We start from the raw sequence: 20,854 nt of genomic DNA, 5'->3' as shown, positions 1-20,854 counted from the left end.
ATAGTGCGCTTATTCTGTAGGGGGTATACGGGTAGCCTGCCAAGCTAGGGCACGCCACTCACCATCTCGTTTAACAAACGTACCAGTGTTGAAGTAATAGCTTGGTTCCCCCTTGCTGCTGTCATTAGCCGATAGTTTAAATGCAACAACAGCGGTATCCCCTAGCAACCGAATGTCAATTTCCTCGGCGGAATAGCTCGTTGTCACTGGTTCTGTGGGAGGTGTTTGCATTCCTTGCATAATTTCGCTTTTGCCAAAGCGTTTTCCACTTGAACTGGTATACACCAGGTCTTTGGCCCAAAAGCGTTGGTGGGCCAGAGAGTCTGAGGCAGCTTTGCTGATAAAATCAATCAGCAACTGTTGTAAGTCTTCCTTATCTCCCGCTACTGCGGGAATCGAGGTCATTATAAAAAGCAGAGCTAAAACCATTGAGCGCATGGAGACTCCTCCTTGAGGGTTTATTCTATTGCTGTTTTTGTCTGTGGCTCTTCTGAAACTGTGGCATTAACCGTATGGGAAGTGCCTTCTCTAATGAAGGTTATTGAGATGGTGTCACCGGGGCGCAGAGTGGCCATAGTGGCCTCGCCCTGTTTGCCATCGCCGATAGGGAGACCGTCAATATGTGTGATGACATCTCCTGGCTGAAGGCCTGCAATGTGCGCGGGGCCCTCGTTGTAAATAGCTGTTACTAATACGCCACCAGTAGAGTTTAAATTGAACTCCTTGGCCATTTGAGGGCTAATGCCAGTAGCTTCAATGCCCAGCCAGCCGGGTACGACGCGACCATAAGCAATAATATCCTGCATTACCTTGAAGGCAATATTGGCGGGAATGGCAAAGCTGATCCCGCCTGAATAGCCGGATTGGTTGAGAATTGAGGTGTTGATGCCGAGTAGGCGCCCTTGTGAGTCAACCAGTGCGCCACCAGAGTTTCCAGGGTTGACCGCAGCATCTGTCTGCAAAAAGTTCTGTAAGTAGCTGCCGGTACCTGAGTTTTCAAGGTGGCGGCCTTTCGCACTGATAATACCTTGAGTCACGGTTTGCCCAACTCCAAAAGGGTTGCCGATTGCTAGGACGACGTCGCCCACTTGTGCCCTGTCGGGCTCGCCAACAGAAATGGAGGTCAGGCCGTCGAGGTCAATTTTGAGGACGGCTAAGTCAAAATCTGTATCGCTTCCGACGAGTCTTGCTTGCGCTTCCCGCCCATCAGCTAAAAGAATAACAATGGCATCTGCCTGGTCGACTACATGATGATTAGTCAGGATATAACCGTTGTCACTGGCAATGACACCTGAGCCAAGATTGGATTGCATCCTCTGTCTTTGTGGGACATCCATGTTGTCGAATAAGCGCCTAAAAAGGGGGTCATTAAACAGGGGGTGCTGGCGCTGCGGCATGGCCATTCGGGTGTAGATATTGACTACAGCTGGGCCTGCCACATTGACAGCGTGGGCATAGGAAACCGGACCTTGGGTATTATTTCCATCGGCCTCGGGGGCGACACCGCGCAGTTGTGGGAATATAACCAAGAGCAGGGCAGCCATGGCAAGGCCTACCAGGGTTGGTAGGATCCAATCTTGTAAAAATCGGTTTTGGGACACTCGTGACTCCTCTTTGCGCTGATTATACACACGTCTCTGAGCGGAATCGCTGCACATGGCGTTTGCGGGAGGAAATTGTTGCGTTTGATGGAGTGAGTTTTTCGCGGTAATAACTTCTTAGCAACCTGGGTTGGTTGTTGGGCCAGTTTTTGAGCGGCTATGGGGTCGTTTATAATTCTAGTCCTACCGTATAGCGATTATTCGGCATCTAAATGTGTTCACTGAGCTGGGGAGGCCTTGGAGTTACTCAGGGGTTGTATTTGGAGGGTATAATGTGGCTCCTGTATGCCATTGGCATTGGTCACTTGCGATAGATGCGTATAATGGCCAATCGAAATTTTAAGACTAACCGGTAACTACTGTTTTTGGAGACCTAAATGTCCCTAGTCCGCCCCCATGGCAGCGTTGAGCTTCAGCCACGCTTTGTATATGACAGTGAAAGGCATCACCAGTTGATGCATGAAGCGGAGTCCCTGCCGTCAATCGTGGTCAGTTCGGCAGCCGCCGCTAACGCGGTGATGCTCGGGGCGGGATACTTCAATCCGTTGCACGGCTATATGAATCTGGCAGATGCCATGAGTGTTGCTGAAACCTTGCGCACAGTAGACGGCCTGTTCTGGCCGGTGCCGGTTGTTAATGTTGTTAAAGACGCTAGTGAAATTGAGGGTGCCTCCCGTATTGCCCTGCGTGACCCGAATGTCGAGGGTAATCCGGTTCTCGCCGTGATGGATGTTGAGGCGATCGAAACCATTTCAGAAGAGCAAATGGACACCATGGCTGAGCAGGTGTTTGGCACTCTGGATGAGAAACACCCCGGTGTCGCAACTTTTAAGTCTGCGGGTCGAACTCTAGTATCGGGCCCGATCGAAGTGCTGAACTTTAGCTACTTCCAGAATGACTTCCCGGATACTTTCCGCACCGCGGTTGAGATTCGCAATGAATTCAAGGAGCGTGGCTGGAATAAGGTTGTAGCCTTCCAGACTCGCAACCCGATGCACCGCGCGCACGAAGAGCTGTGCAAAATGGCCCTCGACGGGGTGGAAGCCGATGGTGTGCTGATTCATATGCTGCTTGGCCAGCTGAAGCCAGGTGATATCCCTGCTCCGGTGCGCGATGCCTCCATTCGCAAGATGGTAGAATTGTACTTCCCGGCGAATACTGTGATGGTGACCGGCTATGGCTTCGATATGTTGTATGCTGGCCCGCGCGAAGCGGTATTGCATGCGGTGTTCCGCCAGAACTGTGGCTGTAGCCACCTGATTGTCGGTCGTGATCACGCCGGCGTTGGCGATTACTACGGCGCTTTCGATGCTCAGACAATCTTCGATGAAAAGGTACCCGAAGGCGCTCTTGAGATTGAGATTTTCCGTGCCGACCACACCGCTTATTCCAAAAAGCTGAATAAGGTGGTGATGATGCGTGATGTTCCTGATCACACGAAAGAAGACTTTATTCTGCTTTCAGGTACTAAAGTGCGTGAAATGTTGGGTGATGGTATTGCGCCGCCCCCAGAGTTTTCTCGCCCTGAAGTGGCGCAGATTTTGATGGATTACTATCAGAGCCTGTAAGTGCCGAATAAAAAAGGCGGGTGATTACCCGCCTTTTTTATTGCTTGGAAAACTGCGTTTCATCATCTCGTACAGCTTATTAATTATTAGCTGCTCTCATGGGCCTCTTTTTCGAGCCCGTAGTCCTCAGCAAGCGTGCCTTTGGCACCAGGTTCCTTGGGGGCCCAGTCGCGAGGTGGCTCTATATCCTGCAATTTCTCATCGTTGTCTTTTAGTTTTCCACTGCCGGCTTTTAGCATCTGGCGGCCGATATCCTGGCTGGATAAGCGCAGCGCACTATTAGATAAGTATTCGTGAACCTCTTTATAGCTCTCGGTGAGGTTGTGAACAAGTTGTGACGTTTGGTCAAAGTGATCGTTGACCTGCAACTGGAAATCTTCGAGTTTGTTGTTGGCTTCGCGGAGTCTCTGCTCCAGTTCCTCTGAGCGCTCCACACTGGTACGCCCGCGCACAGCCAGGAATGCGAGGAATGCACCCAGGGTCATACCGAGGACGCCGACTAGAATTAATACCGATGTAGAGTGCACTTACTACCTCCTCAACTTGCTTTTTTATTGTACAGATCGCCTCGTGGAGAGATGAGGCTGCCAATCTTGGCCCAGCCGGTTTCTGCACTTTGGGTAGCCCGCGTTCGTGGCTATTGCCCCTCATAATAGAGAGGCTAGTATACGCGATTATTACGCTGACAATTAATGTTGTCGGTCAATTGCGGCAGAATGGTTAGTGCCTGGTTCCAGTTTGCGGGGAGGGCTGGCTATTTCGGGTAGTTGCACTGTTGTAAAGGGTGCCAACCATGTCTCTCCGCGGTCTATGCGTAGATTGGTTGAATTTGATAGAGTGCGCGCCAGTTATTCAGTAGTCGAAGAAATTTTCCTCTATGTTGCCCGCCAAACCACTATTTTCTTCCCCTCTTGAGCGTTATGAGAGTGATCTTCAGCGTCCGGACTTTGTTGAGGATCAATCCCAGCGTCAGGCAGTTGAGGAGCTGCAGGATCTTCATCGGCGCCTGGTGGCCCGGTCTGAGCGCGGTGCGATCATCAGTTTTTTGTCCCGCATTCGCAGTCGCGCTAATGAGCCCGAGAAGGGTCTCTACTTTTGGGGTGGGGTAGGCCGCGGAAAAACCTACCTAATGGATGCGTTTTTTGAGTCCCTGCCGTTCGCGGAAAAACAGCGCACCCATTTCCATCGCTTTATGCGTCGAGTTCATCAGGATCTAAAGGAGTACGCAGGGGAGAAGAATCCGCTGGAGAAGGTGGCGGATAAGATTGCCCGCCGCGCTCGGGTGCTCTGCTTTGATGAGTTTTTCGTCTCAGATATTGCCGATGCCATGATATTGGCCGGTCTGTTGGATGCGCTGTTCCGCCGGGGGGTGGCCCTGGTGGCGACCTCGAATATTGTGCCCAAGGGCTTATATAAAGATGGGTTGCAGAGGGTACGGTTTCTCCCGGCCATCGATCTGCTGGAGAAGTACACCAAGGTGGTTAATGTCGATAGCGGTACCGATTACCGGCTGCGCACCCTGGAGATATTGGAGCTATATCATTCTCCGCTGGGACCTGAGGCGGATAGCAGTCTGGAGCAAAGTTTTTCACAGCTGAGTGTCAGTGGCTGCGAAGCTCGTAGCGAGGTTCAGCTGCAAGTGGAGGGGCGCCCAATTCGAGCCTTGAAAGTAGCGGATGATGTTGCGTGGTTTGATTTTGTGGATCTGTGCGATGGGCCGCGATCGCAAAATGACTATATCGAATTGGCCAGGGAGTTCCATACGGTGCTTCTGGGGTCGGTGGTCAAGTTTGATGAGCGTATGGACGCCCAGGCGCGTCGCTTCATTAATCTGGTGGATGAATTTTACGACCGGTGCGTGAAGCTGGTGATTTCTGCGGAAGTTCCAGCTGAGGAACTGTACGTCGGCCGGAATCTTAAGTTTGAGTTTGAGCGCACGGTGAGTCGGCTTTTGGAGATGCAGTCCCGCGAATATCTGGAGCGGCCCCATCGCCCTGAATAAGTCTGTCGAGTCGGGGTAAATTCCGCTTGAAAAGCATACACTCCTTTTGTACTATCCGCGCTCTTTTGTGGGACGGCCCCTAATTCTGGGGGTCATATTACAGGTGTTTATAACATGAAGACTTACAGTGCCAAGCCAGAGGCGGTAAAACGCGACTGGTACATTGTTGACGCTGCGGACAAGACCCTCGGCCGTATTGCTGCCGAGATCGCAACCCGCCTGCGCGGCAAGCACAAGCCTGAATACACGCCCCACGTGGACACTGGCGATTACATCATTGTAATCAACGCAGAAAAGGTTCGCGTGACCGGTAACAAGGCCAAAGACAAGATCTACCACAGCCACTCCGGCTACCCTGGTGGTCTTAAATCCATCAGCTTTGAAAAGCTGATTGAAAAAGCGCCCGAGCGCACCGTTCAAAGCGCCGTTAAAGGCATGCTGCCGAAAGGTCCTTTGGGTCGTGCCATGTTCAAGAAGCTGAAAGTATACAGCGGCAGTGAACATCCTCATGTGGCTCAACAGCCGATTGAACTGGCGATCTAAACGGGAATAAATCTGATGGCAACTACTCAATACTACGGTACCGGCCGCCGCAAGACCTCCACTGCTCGTGTATTCCTCACAGCGGGTGAAGGTAAGATCACCGTAAACGGTCGCACCCTGGACGAATACTTCGGCCGTGAAGTGGCTCGCATGATCGTGCGTCAGCCGCTGGAAAAGGTTGAAATGGTCGAGAAATTCGACATCACTGTTACTGTTAAAGGTGGCGGTTCCTTTGGTCAGGCGGGTGCTATCCGTCACGGCCTGACCCGTGCCCTGATGCAGTACGACGAAGCGCTGCGTCAACCGCTGCGCGCCGCTGGTTATGTTACCCGCGACGCCCGTGAGGTTGAGCGTAAGAAAGTGGGTCTGCGCAAAGCGCGTAAGAAGCCGCAGTTCTCCAAGCGTTAAGCTTTCTTTTTGGCCCGGCTTTTGCCGGGCTTTTTTATATTCCCGTATCTGTGGTTATCCAGCGCTCTTATGACTTTTGCTGGATTTATCGCGGTTTCGCCGCGTGATTCCCGACGTTCCCCATAGCATTGCCTTGTATCAAATTGGCATTTTCTTTAACATTGCGCCGATTTGTATCCGCTTGATTTGTGGGGTTTATTCGCGCGGGCAATCTGCCGGGGCGGGACTTCTTTCAAGACTTTTTGGGTTTGGGCCAGCGAATCTCCGGGCTATCGGGGTCGCTGTGATGGGAGAACTACGTCATGAGTGATGACGGTGTAAATGTAGGACGGCGCCGTTTTCTAACCGCTGCCACCTCAGTTGTTGGTGGCGCGGGTGCGGTGGGGGTTGCCGTTCCCTTCGTCGCTTCCTGGAAACCGAGTGCCAAGGCGAAAGCTGCGGGCGCTCCGGTTAAATACAACATTAGCAAAGTTGAACCGGGCCAGATGGTCACTGTAGAGTGGCGAGGTAAGCCGGTCTATGTTGTGCGCCGTACCGATGAAATACTGCAAGACCTGGAGAAAGTGGAGCCTCTACTGCGCGACCCTAACTCCGAGGAGTCTATCCAGCCAGCTTATGTAGATCCGGAAAACCGCTCTATCAAGCCAAAGCTGTTGGTGTTGGTTGGTCTGTGTACGCACCTTGGCTGCGCACCTATGTACCGCCCGGAAGTGGGTGCTGCCGATCTGGGTGGCGATGAGTGGATGGGTGGCTTCTTCTGTCCCTGTCACGGTTCCAAATACGATATGGCTGGCCGTGTTTATACCGGTGTTCCCGCGCCTACCAACCTGGAGGTGCCGCCTTATTCCTATGAAAACGACGATGTAATCGTGATTGGCGTAGACCAGGAGGGCACCGCATGAAATGGCTCGCAGATTTCGGTGATTGGGTAGATCAGAGACTACCCATTTACCAGGCCTGGGATAAGCACATGGGCAAATACTACGCGCCCAAAAACTTTAACCTGTGGTATTTCTTCGGCGTTTTCTCCCTATTGGTCCTGGTCAACCAGCTGTTGACCGGTATTTGGCTCGTTATGAGCTACAACCCCTCTGCCGAGGAGGCATTTGCCTCGGTTGAGTACATCATGCGCGATGTGGAGTGGGGTTGGTTGATACGATATCTTCACTCCACAGGTGCGTCTGCCTTCTTTGTGGTGGTGTACCTGCATATGTTCCGCGGTTTGATGTACGGCTCTTATAAGCCGCCCCGCGAGCTGGTGTGGATCTTCGGTATGTGTATCTACCTGGTGCTGATGGCAGAAGCCTTTATGGGTTACGTACTGCCCTGGGGCCAGATGTCCTACTGGGGGGCCCAGGTAATTGTTTCTCTGTTTGGAGCAGTTCCCTATATTGGCGATAGCCTGGTTGAGTGGATTCGCGGAGACTACCTGATCTCTGGTATTACCCTGACCCGCTTCTTCTCCCTGCACGTTATTGCACTGCCGCTGGTATTGGTATTGCTGGTAGTTCTGCATATCCTGGCGTTGCACGAAGTGGGTTCCAACAACCCAGACGGCATCGAGATCAAGAAGAACAAGGATGAGAACGGCATCCCCAAAGACGGTATTGCTTTCCACCCTTACTACTCTGTTCACGACCTGGTAGGTATCGCGGTATTCCTGTTTATCTTCGCAACTGTTGTGTTCTTCTTCCCGGAAATGGGCGGCTTCTTCCTGGAGTACGCTAACTTCGAAGAAGCGAACCCGCTGAAGACACCACCGCATATTGCTCCGGTTTGGTACTTCACGCCGTTCTACGCAATCCTCCGTGCGGTTACCATGGATATCGGTCCGCTTACTGCGAAATTCCTTGGCTTGGTAGCTATGGGTGCCGCTATTGCTGTGCTGTTTGTGCTGCCTTGGCTGGACAAGAGCCCGGTTCGCTCGATCCGCTACAAGGGTTGGTTGCCGAAGGGCTTGCTGCTTCTGTTTGCTGCAGTATTTATTATCCTTGGCTACCTGGGTGTTAAATCTCCGACCCCGGATCGTAACTTCCTGTCTCAGGTAGCGACCCTGTTCTACTTCGCCTTCTTCCTGACCATGCCGGTTTGGACGAATCCGAAGAGTAAGAAAGGCATTGGCTCCTGGGCTGTTTGTGTCATCTTCGGCGTGCTGTTCCTGTGGATGGCGGTAGCTAATTACTCCGTGAATACTTTCATGGTGGTTGTAACTCTGCTGCTCGCTGCCTTCTTTACTTTGCTGCCCTGGATTACCAATCGCGATGAGGTCTACCCAGAGCCCGAGCGTGTAACCAGCCCGTCTGGTGGTAAAACTTTCGGCATCCTGTTTATCGGTATTATCGTTGTCGGCCTGCTGACCTTTATCCCGATTAAAGCGGTAGGTGCAGAATCTGAAGTGGAGCTGGATCACATCAATATCGATCTGCGGGACAAGCCGTCCCTGCAGCGCGGTGCCAAGTACTTCGTTAACTACTGCATGGGTTGTCACAGTGCCAATTACTCTCGTTGGGAGCGTGTGGCCACTGACCTGGATATCCCGGTTGAGTTGATGATGGAGAACCTGGTTTTGGGTGACGACAAAATCGGCAACCTGATGACGATCTCCATGCGTCCAGATGATTCCAAAGTATGGTTCGGCGCCGCGCCGCCGGACCTGACGCTGGTTGCTCGTTCTCGCTCACCGGAATGGCTCTACACTTACCTCCGCAGCTTCTATAAAGACGACAGTCGTGCTACCGGGGTAAATAACAAGGTCTTCCCGAGTGTGGCCATGCCTCACGTTCTGATGGAGCTGCAAGGCTTGCAGGAGTGTGCCCCTGGTCCCAAGCGCGACCACGGTAAAGTTGTCCGCGATGAGCTCGGCAACCCGATTATGGATGCCGCCTGTGGTAGCCTGGAGGTCGGTAAGGTGAAAGGCTCTATGACACCGGAAGAGTTTGATGGGGCAATGTATGACCTCGTCAACTTTATGGAGTACATTGCTGAGCCGATGGCTGAAGATCGCAAACGTGTTGGCTTCTATGTGCTGGCGTTTATTTTTGTGTTCTTTATCTTCGCCTGGTTGCTGAACCGCGAATACTGGAAAGACGTGCACCACTAAAGCCGTCGCTAGTTTGTCTCTAATGGGTGGTGGGTTTACTCACTGCCCTTTTATATTTTGAATAAAAGGTCGGTTCTAGCCGGCTTAAAGTTTGAGGTAGTTTGAACATGGGTGTGCCTACCAACAAGCGCTCCTCGATGACCTTCTTCTCCGATGGTCGCAGCCACTATAGCCACCGAGTACGTATCGTACTTGCAGAGAAAGGGGTTTCTGTCGATATCACCGATGTGGACGCCGATGATAAACCAGCTGAACTCGCTGACCTCAATCCTTACAACTCCCTGCCAACCCTGGTAGATCGCGACTTGGTTCTGTTCGAGACCAAAGTGATGATGGAGTACCTGGACGAGCGTTTCCCGCATCCGCCGCTGCTGCCGGTTTACCCGGTTGCCCGCGCGCAGAGCCGCCAGATCATGCATCGTATCGAGCGCGATTGGTGTCCTCTGGTGGACAAGATCCTTGCTGGTGGTAAGGACGCGGCCTCCGCTCGCAAAGAACTGCGCGACAACCTGGTTGGTATCGCTCCGATGTTTACCGACCTGCCGTACTTCTTTAATGAAGAGTTTTCTCTGGTAGATTGCTGCATGGCCCCGCTGTTGTGGCGCCTCGAGCAGTTTGAAATCAGCCTTCCGAAAACCAAGCAGGTTAAGCCGTTGCTGGATTATATGGACCGCCTGTTTGCCCGCGAGGCATTCCAGCAGAGTCTGACCGAATACGAACGGGAAATGCGTTGAGGGAATACTGGTGAGCAAGCCGGCCATGACATCCAATCGTCCCTACATTCTGCGGGCGTTTTACGAGTGGATAACCGATAACCGGTGCACTCCTTATATTCTGGTTGATACGCACCTCCCCGGTGTTTTGGTGCCGCAACAACATGTGAACGACGATGGTCAGATAGTGCTGAACATCTCGGAATCAGCGGTTGCCAGTCTGACTATGGATAATTACGCCATCAGGTTTAACGCCCGTTTTGGCGGGGTTCCGACAGATATCCAGGTTCCAGTGGGGTCTGTGGTCGGAATCTACGCGCGGGAAAACGGGCAGGGGATGGTATTTGAGGCCGAGGAAACTCCAGAGCCGCCCGAACCGACGCCACCCACCAGTTTGGGTAAAAAATCGGTGAAAAAACCGGCTCTGCGTGTCGTTAAATAGTGCTCCTTTTCGCTGGTAGGGCAGATTTCTGAAGCCCTGCCAGTTCCCTTCCTCCACTTTTGTGACTCGGTTCCGGGTATACGCTTGTCCCAAGTCCGTATAATGTCGCGTTATCTTTTATTGCCGCGAATGTCATGCCGCCGTACCTTCAATGGCTGCGCTTTATTTGGCTGCCAGGGATGCTTCTGGTGCTTCTCGTTGCGCAGTATCTCCCCTGGATCGATCTGACCCACTTATACAGTCCGCAGCTGCCTGTGTTGCTATTGGCTATGGCGGCATTGCTCAGTTTTGGTTTTCGCTCAAGCCGGGTTGCGCTTGCAGCGCTGCTTATCATGGCCCTATACATCGCGGCTCACTCCCAGTTGCTCCCCAGCTTGCACAGGGATCTCCCACTTTATCTCTCACTGGTTGCGGTAAATCTTGTTCTGTTTACTTGCAGTCGTGATCGCAGTGTCTTCAGTATTTTTGGGCTGCTGTGGGGCCTGTTTTTGCTGGCTGAGGGGATGGGTTTTGTCTTGCTCTACGATTGCTGCGCGCCGCTGAAGCTGGCATTTCCGGTCGAGAATTTGCCCAGGGGGTTGTCTGGGTTTTTACCCGACGCATTTTCGTTGCCACAATTGATTGGCAGTGTCTCCGCTCTCGGTGCTTTTGCCTTACTTTTTCTCTACCCTGGCCCCACCGCTATGGGTCTGTTTAGTTGTTCTATTTTGCTGCTGTGCAGTGTTTGGTTGAGCCTTCCTCTCGAGTTTACCGGGTCTGTAGCGGGAATATTGTTGGTCGCTTCGCTGCTTGGGGCCAGTTATGAATTGGCGTTTCGCGATGAACTGACTGGGCTTCATTCCAGGCGGGCCTTCCGCTATCAGATGCTGACGCCAGCATGGAATTACAGTCTTGCCATGGTTGATATCGATCATTTTAAGAAGCTGAATGATCGCTATGGGCACCAAGTGGGTGATCAAGCTTTGCAAATGGTTGCGGCTCAACTCGCGCGCCACTCTCACGGTACCGTGTTTCGCTATGGCGGCGAGGAGTTTGTTATTTATCTTCCGGGCCGCAGTCGCGAGGCGAAAGAAGCTTTATTGGAAAAAATCAGGGAGAAAATCTCAAGCTACCCACTGCGCCTAAGGTCATCGGGGCGTCTTGCCGCAGGGGCCTCGCTCAGGGGGAAGGGTGGAGGGAAGCCAGTAAAAGTTACTGTGAGTATTGGCGTTGCCCACCGCAATAAAAAACTAAAGAAACCCGAGAGTATCCTTAAAGCGGCTGATCAAGCGCTTTATAAAGCGAAGCGCAGCGGGCGAAATTGCCTGTCTGTCCACAGCTGATATAAATCAAGTAAATTTGAAAGTGACGCTTAATTCCCTTTTGGCATTGGTCAATCTGTTGTGCGCCACCGATACTGCAAAGCAGGGTATTGGAAGGGAGATTTGGTGTGCGGATACTCAGTCATACAATAGGTATTCTTACCAACCCGGAAAAAGAGTGGAAAGCGATACGCGCTGATCGCCATTCTTTTTTTGAGGTGTTTGTAACTCATGTGCCGCTTCTGGCGTTGATTCCTACCGTGGCCGGTTACTTTGGGGTTACCCGGGTAGGTTTTCAGGTTGGGGGACATCTAGCAAAGCTGACACCTGAAAGTGCAGCTGTTCTGTCGGTTGTTACTTACTTTGCATTGCTGGTTGGCGTCTATTGCCTCGGAGAGTTTATTAACTGGATGGCGCGATCCTACGGGGTTGAGGGCGATGAGCCCACGCGCCATTATGAAGGGACGGCACTTGCGGTGTTTATTACTACGCCAATCTTCCTGGCGAGTATCGTCGTCCTTTATCCGCACCCCTGGCTCACGATGGCGTCCGTAGGCATTGCCGGGATGTATTCTATTTACCTGGTCTTTGCCGGCATTCCGATCCTGATGAATATGAATAAGGATCGAGCATTTCTGTATGCCTGTGCAGTATTAACCGTTGCCCTGGTAATGATGGTTACGGTGCTTATTGGCTCCGTCATTTTGTGGAGTGTGGGCATCGGGCCGGTTTATCAGCACCATGCCCATTAAAAGTCCACAACGCCAGCATTTCTGCTGGCGTTGTGCGGCTATCTAGCCTTATGGATAATCGGTGGCATAGGGCAGTCCAGGCTGTCAGCGATGGCCCTTAACAATTCGATCTCCTCCGCTTTAATTACCCCATTGTGATTCAAGGTGATCACAATCGCTTTTAGTAAGCCGGGTTTCTCCAGGGGCGGGATAAGGCTGGCGATTGCAATGGCCTTGTCCAGTCGTGGCAGGGTGATATCAACGATGCCGGGTAGCGGGGTTATTTCAAGGCTGAGAGCATTGAGTCCCTTCTCATAAGCACGTTTTGCTGGAAGGTATTGGCTGTTTCCTGCATGGGCGATGGCTGCAATGATAAATCGTGAAGCATCTTTGTTGGCATGTTTGCTGTGGGAGAGGCGCTGTCGATCTGGAGCGCCGTCGAGCGCGTGCATTAATACCCGGTACAGGGCCCATTCCCAAACTTCAACTTTCCCATCGCTGTGTAGAAGCTTGATAAGATTTCGTTTAAAGATCTGGTACTGCTGAGGGACTAGGGCACGCAAGGCCGGGATACATAGGTCTATCAATGCGAGGCGAGCGTTGCTCGGCAGTGATTGCATATGTGGAGTGAGTTTTTTCATCTCGCGGATAACAGCGGGATGGGCAATTTTCTCCAAGAGGTTTAGCTGTTTGTCTCGCTCGGTTTTATCCTTGTGCAGAAGAAGGTAGTAAACCAGTGCCCGGGCGGTAAAGGGTTCGTGTGCAGCCTGCTGGATAAGGGGTGGAATAGAGCTCAGTAGTTGATGTCCAAGCTCGACTTGATGTGTATCTGGTTTGGCAATGCTGTTGTCCACCGCATCCAGAGCAGCCTGGAAAGGCGCTGTAGGAGCGGCCATGGCGAACTGAGGATTTTGCAATTCACTGGGTTTTAAAGTCTGGGCTTCACTTTTTACCTGTTCTTCCGTATTGGCGAATAGGCCATTCCAGGCGGGTTCTAGCCTCTTGATGCGAACTGGCAGTGGAGGGTGAGTGGCAAAAAGGCTGAGCAGGGAGCGTTTTACTCCAACCGCGAACAACATATGGTTAAACTCTGCTGCGTTGGGGCTGCTGAGTTCTGAGCCTAAATCGCGGCCACCGATCTTCTTCAGTGCGTTGGCAATACCGAGGTTGTTGCGAGTAAATTGTACTGCGGAGGCATCGGCAAGAAACTCCCGCTGCCGACTGACTGCGGCCTTGATCAGGTTGCCGATCAGCGTACCGGTGTAGCCGAGGATAATCAGAGTTATTCCCAGGCCTAGTAGCGGATATCTTATGGGGGTTATGCGCCTGTGGGGTGCCGGGCTTATGACAAGGAGCTGCCCCAAAAGTCCAATAATTAAGATTCCGTGGAGCAGCCCAGTGATTTGGGTGTTTAGACGAATGTCTCCATTGAGAATATGACTGAACTCGTGGGCAACAACTCCCTGTAGTTCCTCCCTGGTAAGCTTTTCCAAGGAGCCCCGTGTCAGGCCAATAATGGCGTTGGTAGGGTTTTGGCCAGCGGCAAAGGCATTGATGGTGCTGTCCTCAATGATGTAGACATCGGGTACCGGAATACCTGCTGCAATAGCAATCTCTTCCACAACATTGAGTGCTCTCTTTTCCCGCTCAGTCCGCGCGGAAGTATTAAGTTTGTGCCCTCCCAGGGATTCCGCCACAGCCTTTCCCCCAGGGGATAATTGATGGAACTTGTACAGACTGCCCAGAATAACGACGGTACCGATGACAAAGGCTATTGAGCCAAGGGTCTCCCAGCCCAGAAGTTGCACAACTTCAAAGGGAGTAAATGGTTGGCCGCGAGACAGTGACACCATGGCTGCCGTAGCCAGGGTACTCAAACTGATTAGGGTAATGAGGGCCAGGCTGAACAGGAAAACCAGCAAACGACTGCTGTGCTTGGCTTTGTCCTGGTGAACGTAAAAGTTCATATTTAAAACTCGATACGTGGCGCGACTTGAAAGGTTTCTGAGTCTGCGAACTCAAGCAGTTGGGCGTTGGCTCTGTGGCCAAAAAGGCCGGCCAGAAATACTGGGGGGAAGCTCTGCTTGTAGATGTTGTAGCTGGTGACGCAGTCGTTAAAAGCTTGGCGTGCAAATGCCACGCGGTTTTCGGTGCTGTTTAACTCCTCGTTGAGTTCGCGAAGGGTCTGGTCGGCTTTCAGTTCCGGGTAGGCCTCAATCACCATATTCAGGCGACCCAGAGCGCTGTTGAGAAGGCCTTCTGCGCGGCCGAGCTTATCGATAGCGGCCGGATTGGTAGGGTTTTTAGCGGCAGATTTAAGGTCTGAAATTGCGGTATTGCGCGCACTGATTACCGCTTCCAGGGTTTCCTTCTCGTGATTCAGGTATGCCCTAGCACTCTCTACCAGATTTGGTACCAGGTCGTGGCGTCGCTTTAACTGTATCTCTATCTGCGCAAAAGCATTTTCGCTGTGGTTTTTCAGTGAAACCAGTTTGTTAAAGATACTGATGATGAAAAAGAACAGTGCGATGACTACCGCCAGCACAATAAGTCCCGTAGATCCCATAACGCTCCCCTATTTATCCCTGTTGGTGGCGTAAATAGTAACACGATGGGCTGATACTGATGCGCACCGGCCGCACCCCTGGCGGAGCGGGGTGGGGCTTCGGCTATAATGCGGCGACATTAAAACAATTGCCGCCACCACAGTGATGACGGCACAGAACTTGGAGCAGCCAGAATGAGTGATGTAACTTCGGACCCTGTAGTGATTGTCGGAATGTCGCGTACGCCAATGGGCGCTATGCAGGGCAGCCTTTCAGCCCTCACTGCCCCGCAGTTGGGTGCTGCGGCGATTCGCGCAGCCCTTGAGGACGCGGGTGTGGCACCTGCCGATGTGGATGAAGTGCTGATGGGTTGTGTGCTCCCGGCAGGTGTTGGTCAGGCTCCGGCACGTCAGGCATCACTGGGTGCCGGCATCCCGGTCGGCACTCCTTGCACCACTGTTAACAAGGTGTGTGGCTCCGGAATGAAGACTGTGATGATGGCCCGCGATGCCCTGCTGATGGGTGAGGGTAAGGTTATCGTTGCTGGTGGTATGGAAAGCATGAGCAATGCCCCCTACCTGCTGGCCAAGGCCCGCTCTGGTATGCGCCTCGGTCATGGAGAGGTTAAAGATTCCATGTTCCTGGATGGCCTGGAAAATGCTGCGGATGGCAAGCTGATGGGTACTTTCGCCGAATCTACTGCGGATAAGTACGATTTCACCCGCGAAGAGCAGGATGCATTTGCCCTGGAATCTCTGGCGCGTGCCCAGGCTGCGATTGAGAGTGGAGATTTTGCTCGTGAAATCGCCCCCGTCACGATTGCCTCTCGCAAAGGCGAGATTGAGGTGAGTGTCGACGAGGCCCCAGGTAATGCCCGTCCAGACAAAATCCCTCAACTAAAGCCAGCGTTCCGTAAAGACGGTACTGTAACCGCAGCGAACTCCAGCTCTATTTCTGACGGTGCTGCGGCGCTGGTGTTGATGCGCAAAAGTGAAGCTGAGAAGCGCGGCTTGAAAGTTCTGGCTGTTCTCAAAGGGCAATCCCAGTTTGCCCGTGAGCCCGAGTGGTTCACTACGGCTCCGGTCGGCGCTATGCACAAGCTGCTGGAAAATGCCGGTTGGTCTGCGGCGGATGTGGACCTATTCGAGATTAATGAGGCATTTGCGGTAGTGACTATGGCTGCAATGCGTGAGCTCGATTTGCCCTGGGAGAAGGTCAATGTTAACGGTGGTGCCTGTGCCCTTGGCCACCCGTTAGGTGCTAGTGGTGCCCGTATCCTGGTTACCCTGTTGGCAGCGATGGAAAAGCGCGATGCCAAGAAGGGTGTGGCAAGCCTGTGCATTGGTGGCGGTGAGGCTACAGCGGTTGCTATAGAGCGCGTATAAATTACAGGCTTGAGCACAAACAAAACGGAGGCAGTTGCCTCCGTTTTGTTTGTGTAGTGCGGGAAATATTAGTTGATGTATTCCACTGCTTTCACAACCTTCTGTACCCCGCCTACCGAGCGGGTCACTTCGGCTGCCCGTTCCGCTTCGGCAGGAGTTAACAGTCCCATCAAATAAACAACTCCATTCTCGGTCACAATTTTGATGCGACCACTGTCTACTTCCTTATTGGCAAACAAGTTGCTCTTCACCTTGGTGGTTAGCCAGGTATCGCTGGTGCTGGCCAGTAAAGTGACTTTGCCGCGCACCTGAATTTCGTTGTAGACCTGGCGAACATTCTGTACTTGTTCCGCTGTGCGCCCGGCGAGTAGGCGCAGTTCCTGGCTGGGCACCTGGCCGGTGAGCAGTACAACACCATTAAAAGAATTGATATTGATATTCGAGGTTTTCAGGTCCGGGTGAGCTTTGTTGATATTGACTGTGGTCACCGTCTCGATGCGCTGGTCATCAATATAGGTGCCAAAAGATCGCTCGCCGGGGTCCTGCTGTATGGGACCGTCATGGGTGGCCTCCAATACAGTGCTGCATCCCGCTAACAAGGTGGTTGCCGCGAGGGCAGCCAGGAGATATTTCCCCAGGGTCAACTTTTTGTTGTTCATCGTTTATTCCTCGTAGCCACCAAACAAACTACTGTCGATTAGGTCGCACAGGCAAAAAATTGTCAGAAGATGTACTTGGTGTACCTCTGCTGCGACATCGGATGGCACCCGTAGTTCAATATCATGGGTATCGAGCAGGGCGGCGCAGTCGCCGCCATCACCGCCGGTCAGTGCGAGTATGCCCATATCCCGGTCCCGAGCCGCACGCATGGCCTGAACCAGGTTTGAGTCGCGCCCATCGCTGCTGATAATTACGAGAAGGTCACCGGGCTGCCCCAGGGCGCGAACCGGGTGTGCGAAGGTGTCTGCACCGCCGTGGTTCGAGGCAACGGTGCCCATGGAGACGCCGTCGCTGTTGAGGGCCATAGCCGGTAGGCCGGGGCGTTCGCGCTGGAAGCCGCCGGTCAGTTGCGAGCTAAAACTTTGCGCCAATGCGCCACTGACACCATTGCCACAGAGCAGGACTTTGCTCTCTGCCAAGAGTGTATGCACCACCATTTCGCTGGCTTCTGCAATCAGCGGGGCCAGTATCTCGCCAGCGTTCATTGTGGCTTCAAGGCTGTGGTGAAAAAGGGTTACGACTCGCTGTTCCATTGTGTCCTTAATTCAGGTGAGCTCGAACTCACCATAACTTGACGGGGTAAATCTCGGTTTTGCCTCAGGCTTCGAAGGCGCTTTTAATCCACTGGATGTTTTGTGCATCGCCATCTATGGCAAGGACATCGAAGCGGCACGGACAGTCCAGTTTATGTTGCTGCAAATAGCGGCTGGCAGTGGCCAGTAGCTTAGCTTGCTTGCGTGAATCCACGCTGGCTGCGGCCCCGCCGAATTGGCTCTTGCGGCGGAAGCGCACCTCCACGAACACGACAGTATCGCTTTCACGGGCGATAAGGTCTATCTCTCCGTGTGAACTGCGATAATTGCGCTCCAATAAGGTGAGCCCCGCGCGCTGCAAATAGCGGGCCGCGGCAGCCTCCATTTGGCTGCCGACAGTGCCGCTTGAGCCCTTAAAAAGCCTCACGATTCCCACTTAATTCGATCGGCTCCCGCTGCGGCAATTGGGGCTCGACGGTAGTGATGGGCACCGGCACCCCTTTGTCGATTCGCGCCCACATTTGTTCGCGCACTATGCGGCCATCGGCGCTCAGGCTCAATGCGCCGGTGAGACCGTGTACTTTCTGTTCCGGGAATTGGCGCAGCATCGGCAAGCGCGGGTAGAGGCGGAAGGCATCGGCACCTAGGGCATACAGTCTGGCAAAAGCCGGTGCGGGCGACGCCTGCTCCTCGATATCCTGCTTGGTTTGATTGCTTTCAAACAGCCAGGGCAGGGCGGTAAAGCGAATACCGTTCATATCCCTGTCGCGATTGCGGTTGATGCTGCCACCAAAGACATGAGAGGTAGCGTATACGGGCAGGTCACTGGCGTAGTAGTAGGTCAGCATGGGGTTGAGTTGGCGCGCCTGCTGGGGTTGTGCTGCCAGGAATACCATATCGACATCGTCACGGCGCCTGGGGGTAAATTCCAGCTTTGCCGCCAGGCGACTCTGCAATTCCTTCTTGCGCGTGTTGCTGGCGGGAATTAACAGGGCATCGCTGACCAGGGCTGAGAACTTGCTGTTGTCCTTAAACGTCCGGCGAATGCTAACTGAGCCACCGAGGCGCAGCCACTCTTCTTCAAATGCTTCAGCGCCGCGCTGCCCCCAGCTATTGTCAGCGGTGAGGACCATTGCCTGTCGCTTGCCCTGTCGGTAGGCGTGCTGGGCAATTTGCCGCGCTTCATCTTCAATTGCCAGGCCAAACTGGACCAGGTCTGTGGTCAGGCGCCCCTCATCGCCGTAGTTGAGGGCGAGAGTAGGCACTGGCAGTTTTTCTGTGGCAAGCAGGTTGGCTACCTTGCTCTTATCCAGTGGTCCAACAATCATCTGCGCACCGGCATCTACGGCGCTCTGGTAAATTTCCTCGAATGGCTGATCGGAACCGGTGTCGTAAACCATCACTTTCGGAGTTGCGCCGCCAGCATTCAGAGCGGTGTAGTGGGCGGCCATAAAGCCATCCCGGATTGCCCTGCCGGCGTTGCCCAGGGGGCCGGACAGTGGCAGGAGCAGCGCTACGCGGTCTGCCCGCTGGGCGGCCAAGCGCTCCAACAGCTGCAGTGCCTGTGGCGGATGGGAATTGGCACTATGGGCAGGCCAGCGCTCGCGCCAGCGGCTGAGGGCGGTCAGCTGTGAGCTGATATCCGTCTGGGTGTCGCGGCCCAGCAGGGCGAGTTGATACCAGGCGCGCATCTGGGTGTCATTGCTTTGGGTGGCGCGAGCCTGCAATTCACTGGAGGGCAGCTGGGTCAAGAGATGCCAAAAGCCGTTGTTATTTTCTGTGATCGCTTCGTCGGATCGGGCGATATAGGAGATTTCGCGCCGCTCACTAATCGCGCTGTCCAGATTGCCCAGAAGTCCCCACAGATCAGCCCGTAGGCTGCGTAGAGGTAAGGCAGTCTTTTGCGGCAGCTCCGACCACACATTGTCCAGTCGTGGAGAGGCTGCCAGGTCGAGGGCTTCAAAGAAGTCGTCGTCTGCGGCAAGGAGGCTGCCATAGACCTGTGCATAACTGGCGAAGAGATTGTCGTCCAGTTGTTCGGGCGTAATTTTGATTACCGCCTCTTTTGCCGTCTCTTTATCTCCCAGCTCGTATAGAATAGCGGCCGCTTGCAGGCGCTGTTGATCCCGCGCCGGTGCCGGCAGGGTGTCGGCACTGCGCAGCATACGTACAGCTTCACTGCGGCTTGCGGTGTGGCCGGCCGAATAATCCGGCTGGTAAACGTTTGGCCGGGAAGCCGGTGTCTGGCAAGCAGCCAGTGCGACTGCCAGTGAGGCAGCTGCCATTCTGGTGATTACAGTAGAGGTGCGCCGGGAAGAGGCGGACATAATCTTCTCCCGCAATATTTATATTTGGAGTGAACAGCTATGGGGCCGGATCAGGCGCTGCTTTATATTGTCGCTACGCCCATTGGTAATTTGGCCGATATGGTACCGCGAGCGATCGAAGTTCTACAATGTGCCGATCTGGTTGCGGCGGAGGACACACGTCACAGTCAGCGATTATTTTCCCATTTTAATATCGATACGCCATTGATGGCATATCACGATCACTCGGATGACAAGCGCACAGAGCAGATTTTGCAGCGTTTGGAGCAGGGCCAGACCATTGCCCTGATTTCCGATGCGGGCACCCCACTGATCTCAGACCCCGGTTATCGCCTGGTGCGTGAAGCCCGAGAGCGAGGAATCAAAGTCTCTCCGATACCGGGGGCTTGTGCTTTTGTCTCTGCACTGAGTGCCGCTGGACTCCCCAGTGACAAGTTTAGTTTCGAGGGATTTCTGCCGGCCAAGTCCGGTGCCCGTGAGCGAGCCCTGCAGGAGTTGGCCAGTGATACCCGTACTTTGGTGTTCTACGAGGCCCCGCATCGGGTTGCCGATACTCTGGAAGCAATGGCGGTCGTGTTCGGCGGTAATCGAGAGGCGGTGATAGCCCGCGAGGTAAGCAAGGCCTTTGAAACTTTTCAGTTGATGCCTCTGGCTGAGTTGGTTGAGTGGGTCCGAGCTGACAGCAATCAGCAGCGCGGTGAGATTGTTTTGATGGTGCGTGGTGCAGAGCGCTCTCGTGAAAGTGAGCTGGATGGGGAGGCACAGCGTGTAATGTCGCTGTTGCTGGCGGAGTTGCCGCCGAAAAAGGCGGCGGCGATCGCTGCCGAAATTACTGGAGTGAAAAAGAAAGTCCTGTACAACTGGAGCCTGGAGCAAAAATAAGGCACTGATTGCTGCAATTGCCTGTTGCAATCCGTCTGTCGCCTCTTTACTC

At 53.5% G+C, this 20,854-nt stretch carries 21 protein-coding genes; 12 read left to right on the top strand and 9 right to left on the bottom strand.

Going from position 1 to position 20,854, the window contains the following annotated elements; all coding sequences use genetic code 11:
• Positions 1-9 precede the first annotated feature (9 nt).
• On the bottom strand, positions 10-438 hold the full coding sequence (locus tag ACJJIM_RS15115) for a nuclear transport factor 2 family protein (protein ID WP_444911386.1): 429 nt from the start codon (positions 436-438) through the stop codon (positions 10-12).
• A 20-nt stretch (positions 439-458) separates the two neighbouring features.
• Positions 459-1,601, bottom strand: a complete 1,143-nt coding sequence (locus ACJJIM_RS15110; protein ID WP_413663033.1) for a S1C family serine protease — start codon at positions 1,599-1,601, stop codon at positions 459-461.
• Between the two features lie 377 nt (positions 1,602-1,978).
• Between ACJJIM_RS15110 and sat the strand changes: the two genes are divergently transcribed.
• Positions 1,979-3,169, top strand: coding sequence for a sulfate adenylyltransferase (gene sat / locus ACJJIM_RS15105; RefSeq protein ID WP_413663032.1), 1,191 nt, complete (start codon positions 1,979-1,981; stop codon positions 3,167-3,169).
• An 86-nt stretch (positions 3,170-3,255) separates the two neighbouring features.
• On the opposite strand, the gene ACJJIM_RS15100 is transcribed toward sat, so the two are convergent.
• Positions 3,256-3,696 carry a YhcB family protein gene (locus ACJJIM_RS15100; protein ID WP_157954137.1) on the bottom strand — a complete coding sequence of 147 codons (441 nt, stop codon included), beginning with the start codon at positions 3,694-3,696 and terminating at the stop codon, positions 3,256-3,258.
• Between the two features lie 350 nt (positions 3,697-4,046).
• On the opposite strand from ACJJIM_RS15100, the gene zapE reads away from it, so the two are divergent.
• The 9 genes from zapE to ACJJIM_RS15055 all read left to right on the top strand — a co-directional run bounded on the left by zapE (position 4,047) and on the right by ACJJIM_RS15055 (position 12,430).
• A complete protein-coding gene (gene zapE / locus ACJJIM_RS15095) occupies positions 4,047-5,171 on the top strand; it encodes a cell division protein ZapE (RefSeq protein WP_413663031.1) in 1,125 nt (374 codons plus the stop codon).
• 114 nt (positions 5,172-5,285) lie between these two features.
• Positions 5,286-5,714: a 50S ribosomal protein L13 gene (rplM, locus tag ACJJIM_RS15090; RefSeq protein ID WP_108734214.1), complete on the top strand. Its 429-nt coding sequence runs from the start codon at positions 5,286-5,288 to the stop codon at positions 5,712-5,714.
• Positions 5,715-5,729: 15 nt separating this feature from the next.
• Positions 5,730-6,122, top strand: a complete 393-nt coding sequence (rpsI, locus tag ACJJIM_RS15085; RefSeq protein ID WP_413663030.1) for a 30S ribosomal protein S9 — start codon at positions 5,730-5,732, stop codon at positions 6,120-6,122.
• A gap of 302 nt (positions 6,123-6,424) precedes the next feature.
• Complete coding sequence (gene petA / locus ACJJIM_RS15080) at positions 6,425-7,024, top strand: ubiquinol-cytochrome c reductase iron-sulfur subunit (RefSeq protein ID WP_413663029.1); 600 nt, start codon at positions 6,425-6,427, stop codon at positions 7,022-7,024.
• On the top strand, positions 7,021-9,222 hold the full coding sequence (locus tag ACJJIM_RS15075) for a ubiquinol-cytochrome c reductase (protein ID WP_413663028.1): 2,202 nt from the start codon (positions 7,021-7,023) through the stop codon (positions 9,220-9,222). The genes petA and ACJJIM_RS15075 overlap by 4 nt, the downstream gene beginning before the upstream one ends.
• A 107-nt stretch (positions 9,223-9,329) precedes the next feature.
• Positions 9,330-9,956, top strand: a complete 627-nt coding sequence (locus ACJJIM_RS15070) for a glutathione S-transferase N-terminal domain-containing protein (protein ID WP_108734210.1) — start codon at positions 9,330-9,332, stop codon at positions 9,954-9,956.
• A 25-nt stretch (positions 9,957-9,981) separates the two neighbouring features.
• The gene (locus tag ACJJIM_RS15065; protein ID WP_108735312.1) at positions 9,982-10,377 is read left to right on the top strand and encodes a ClpXP protease specificity-enhancing factor; all 396 of its coding nucleotides are present in this window, start codon (positions 9,982-9,984) and stop codon (positions 10,375-10,377) included.
• A 134-nt stretch (positions 10,378-10,511) separates the two neighbouring features.
• Positions 10,512-11,699, top strand: a complete 1,188-nt coding sequence (locus tag ACJJIM_RS15060) for a GGDEF domain-containing protein (protein ID WP_413663027.1) — start codon at positions 10,512-10,514, stop codon at positions 11,697-11,699.
• Between the two features lie 107 nt (positions 11,700-11,806).
• Entirely contained in the window at positions 11,807-12,430 is a 624-nt protein-coding gene (locus ACJJIM_RS15055) for a Yip1 family protein (protein ID WP_413663026.1), read from the top strand.
• Positions 12,431-12,468: 38 nt separating this feature from the next.
• On the opposite strand, the gene ACJJIM_RS15050 is transcribed toward ACJJIM_RS15055, so the two are convergent.
• Both ACJJIM_RS15050 and ACJJIM_RS15045 read right to left on the bottom strand, forming a co-directional pair.
• Entirely contained in the window at positions 12,469-14,376 is a 1,908-nt protein-coding gene (locus ACJJIM_RS15050) for a M48 family metallopeptidase (protein ID WP_444911385.1), read from the bottom strand.
• Between the two features lie 2 nt (positions 14,377-14,378).
• Complete coding sequence (locus tag ACJJIM_RS15045; protein WP_444911384.1) at positions 14,379-14,975, bottom strand: LemA family protein; 597 nt, start codon at positions 14,973-14,975, stop codon at positions 14,379-14,381.
• A gap of 174 nt (positions 14,976-15,149) precedes the next feature.
• Between ACJJIM_RS15045 and ACJJIM_RS15040 the strand changes: the two genes are divergently transcribed.
• Positions 15,150-16,340 (top strand): acetyl-CoA C-acyltransferase, encoded by a 1,191-nt coding sequence (locus ACJJIM_RS15040; protein WP_413663023.1) that lies wholly within the window; start codon positions 15,150-15,152, stop codon positions 16,338-16,340.
• 68 nt (positions 16,341-16,408) lie between these two features.
• On the opposite strand, the gene ACJJIM_RS15035 is transcribed toward ACJJIM_RS15040, so the two are convergent.
• The 4 genes from ACJJIM_RS15035 to ACJJIM_RS15020 form a co-directional block, all read right to left on the bottom strand.
• Positions 16,409-16,999 carry a BON domain-containing protein gene (locus ACJJIM_RS15035; RefSeq protein ID WP_413663022.1) on the bottom strand — a complete coding sequence of 197 codons (591 nt, stop codon included), beginning with the start codon at positions 16,997-16,999 and terminating at the stop codon, positions 16,409-16,411.
• Between the two features lie 3 nt (positions 17,000-17,002).
• Positions 17,003-17,593, bottom strand: a complete 591-nt coding sequence (locus ACJJIM_RS15030) for an SIS domain-containing protein (RefSeq protein WP_108734203.1) — start codon at positions 17,591-17,593, stop codon at positions 17,003-17,005.
• A gap of 64 nt (positions 17,594-17,657) precedes the next feature.
• A complete protein-coding gene (locus tag ACJJIM_RS15025; protein ID WP_413663021.1) occupies positions 17,658-18,020 on the bottom strand; it encodes a YraN family protein in 363 nt (120 codons plus the stop codon).
• The gene (locus ACJJIM_RS15020; protein WP_413663020.1) at positions 18,007-19,920 is read right to left on the bottom strand and encodes a penicillin-binding protein activator; all 1,914 of its coding nucleotides are present in this window, start codon (positions 19,918-19,920) and stop codon (positions 18,007-18,009) included. The genes ACJJIM_RS15025 and ACJJIM_RS15020 overlap by 14 nt, the downstream gene beginning before the upstream one ends.
• A 39-nt stretch (positions 19,921-19,959) precedes the next feature.
• Between ACJJIM_RS15020 and rsmI the strand changes: the two genes are divergently transcribed.
• Positions 19,960-20,802 (top strand): 16S rRNA (cytidine(1402)-2'-O)-methyltransferase, encoded by an 843-nt coding sequence (gene rsmI, locus ACJJIM_RS15015; RefSeq protein WP_444911383.1) that lies wholly within the window; start codon positions 19,960-19,962, stop codon positions 20,800-20,802.
• Positions 20,803-20,854 lie beyond the last annotated feature (52 nt).

The organism is Microbulbifer maximicatervae (SeqCode) (genome assembly GCF_052467615.1).
Note: the sequence above shows the minus strand (reverse complement) of the source record. Positions and strands in the feature narration are given on the sequence as shown.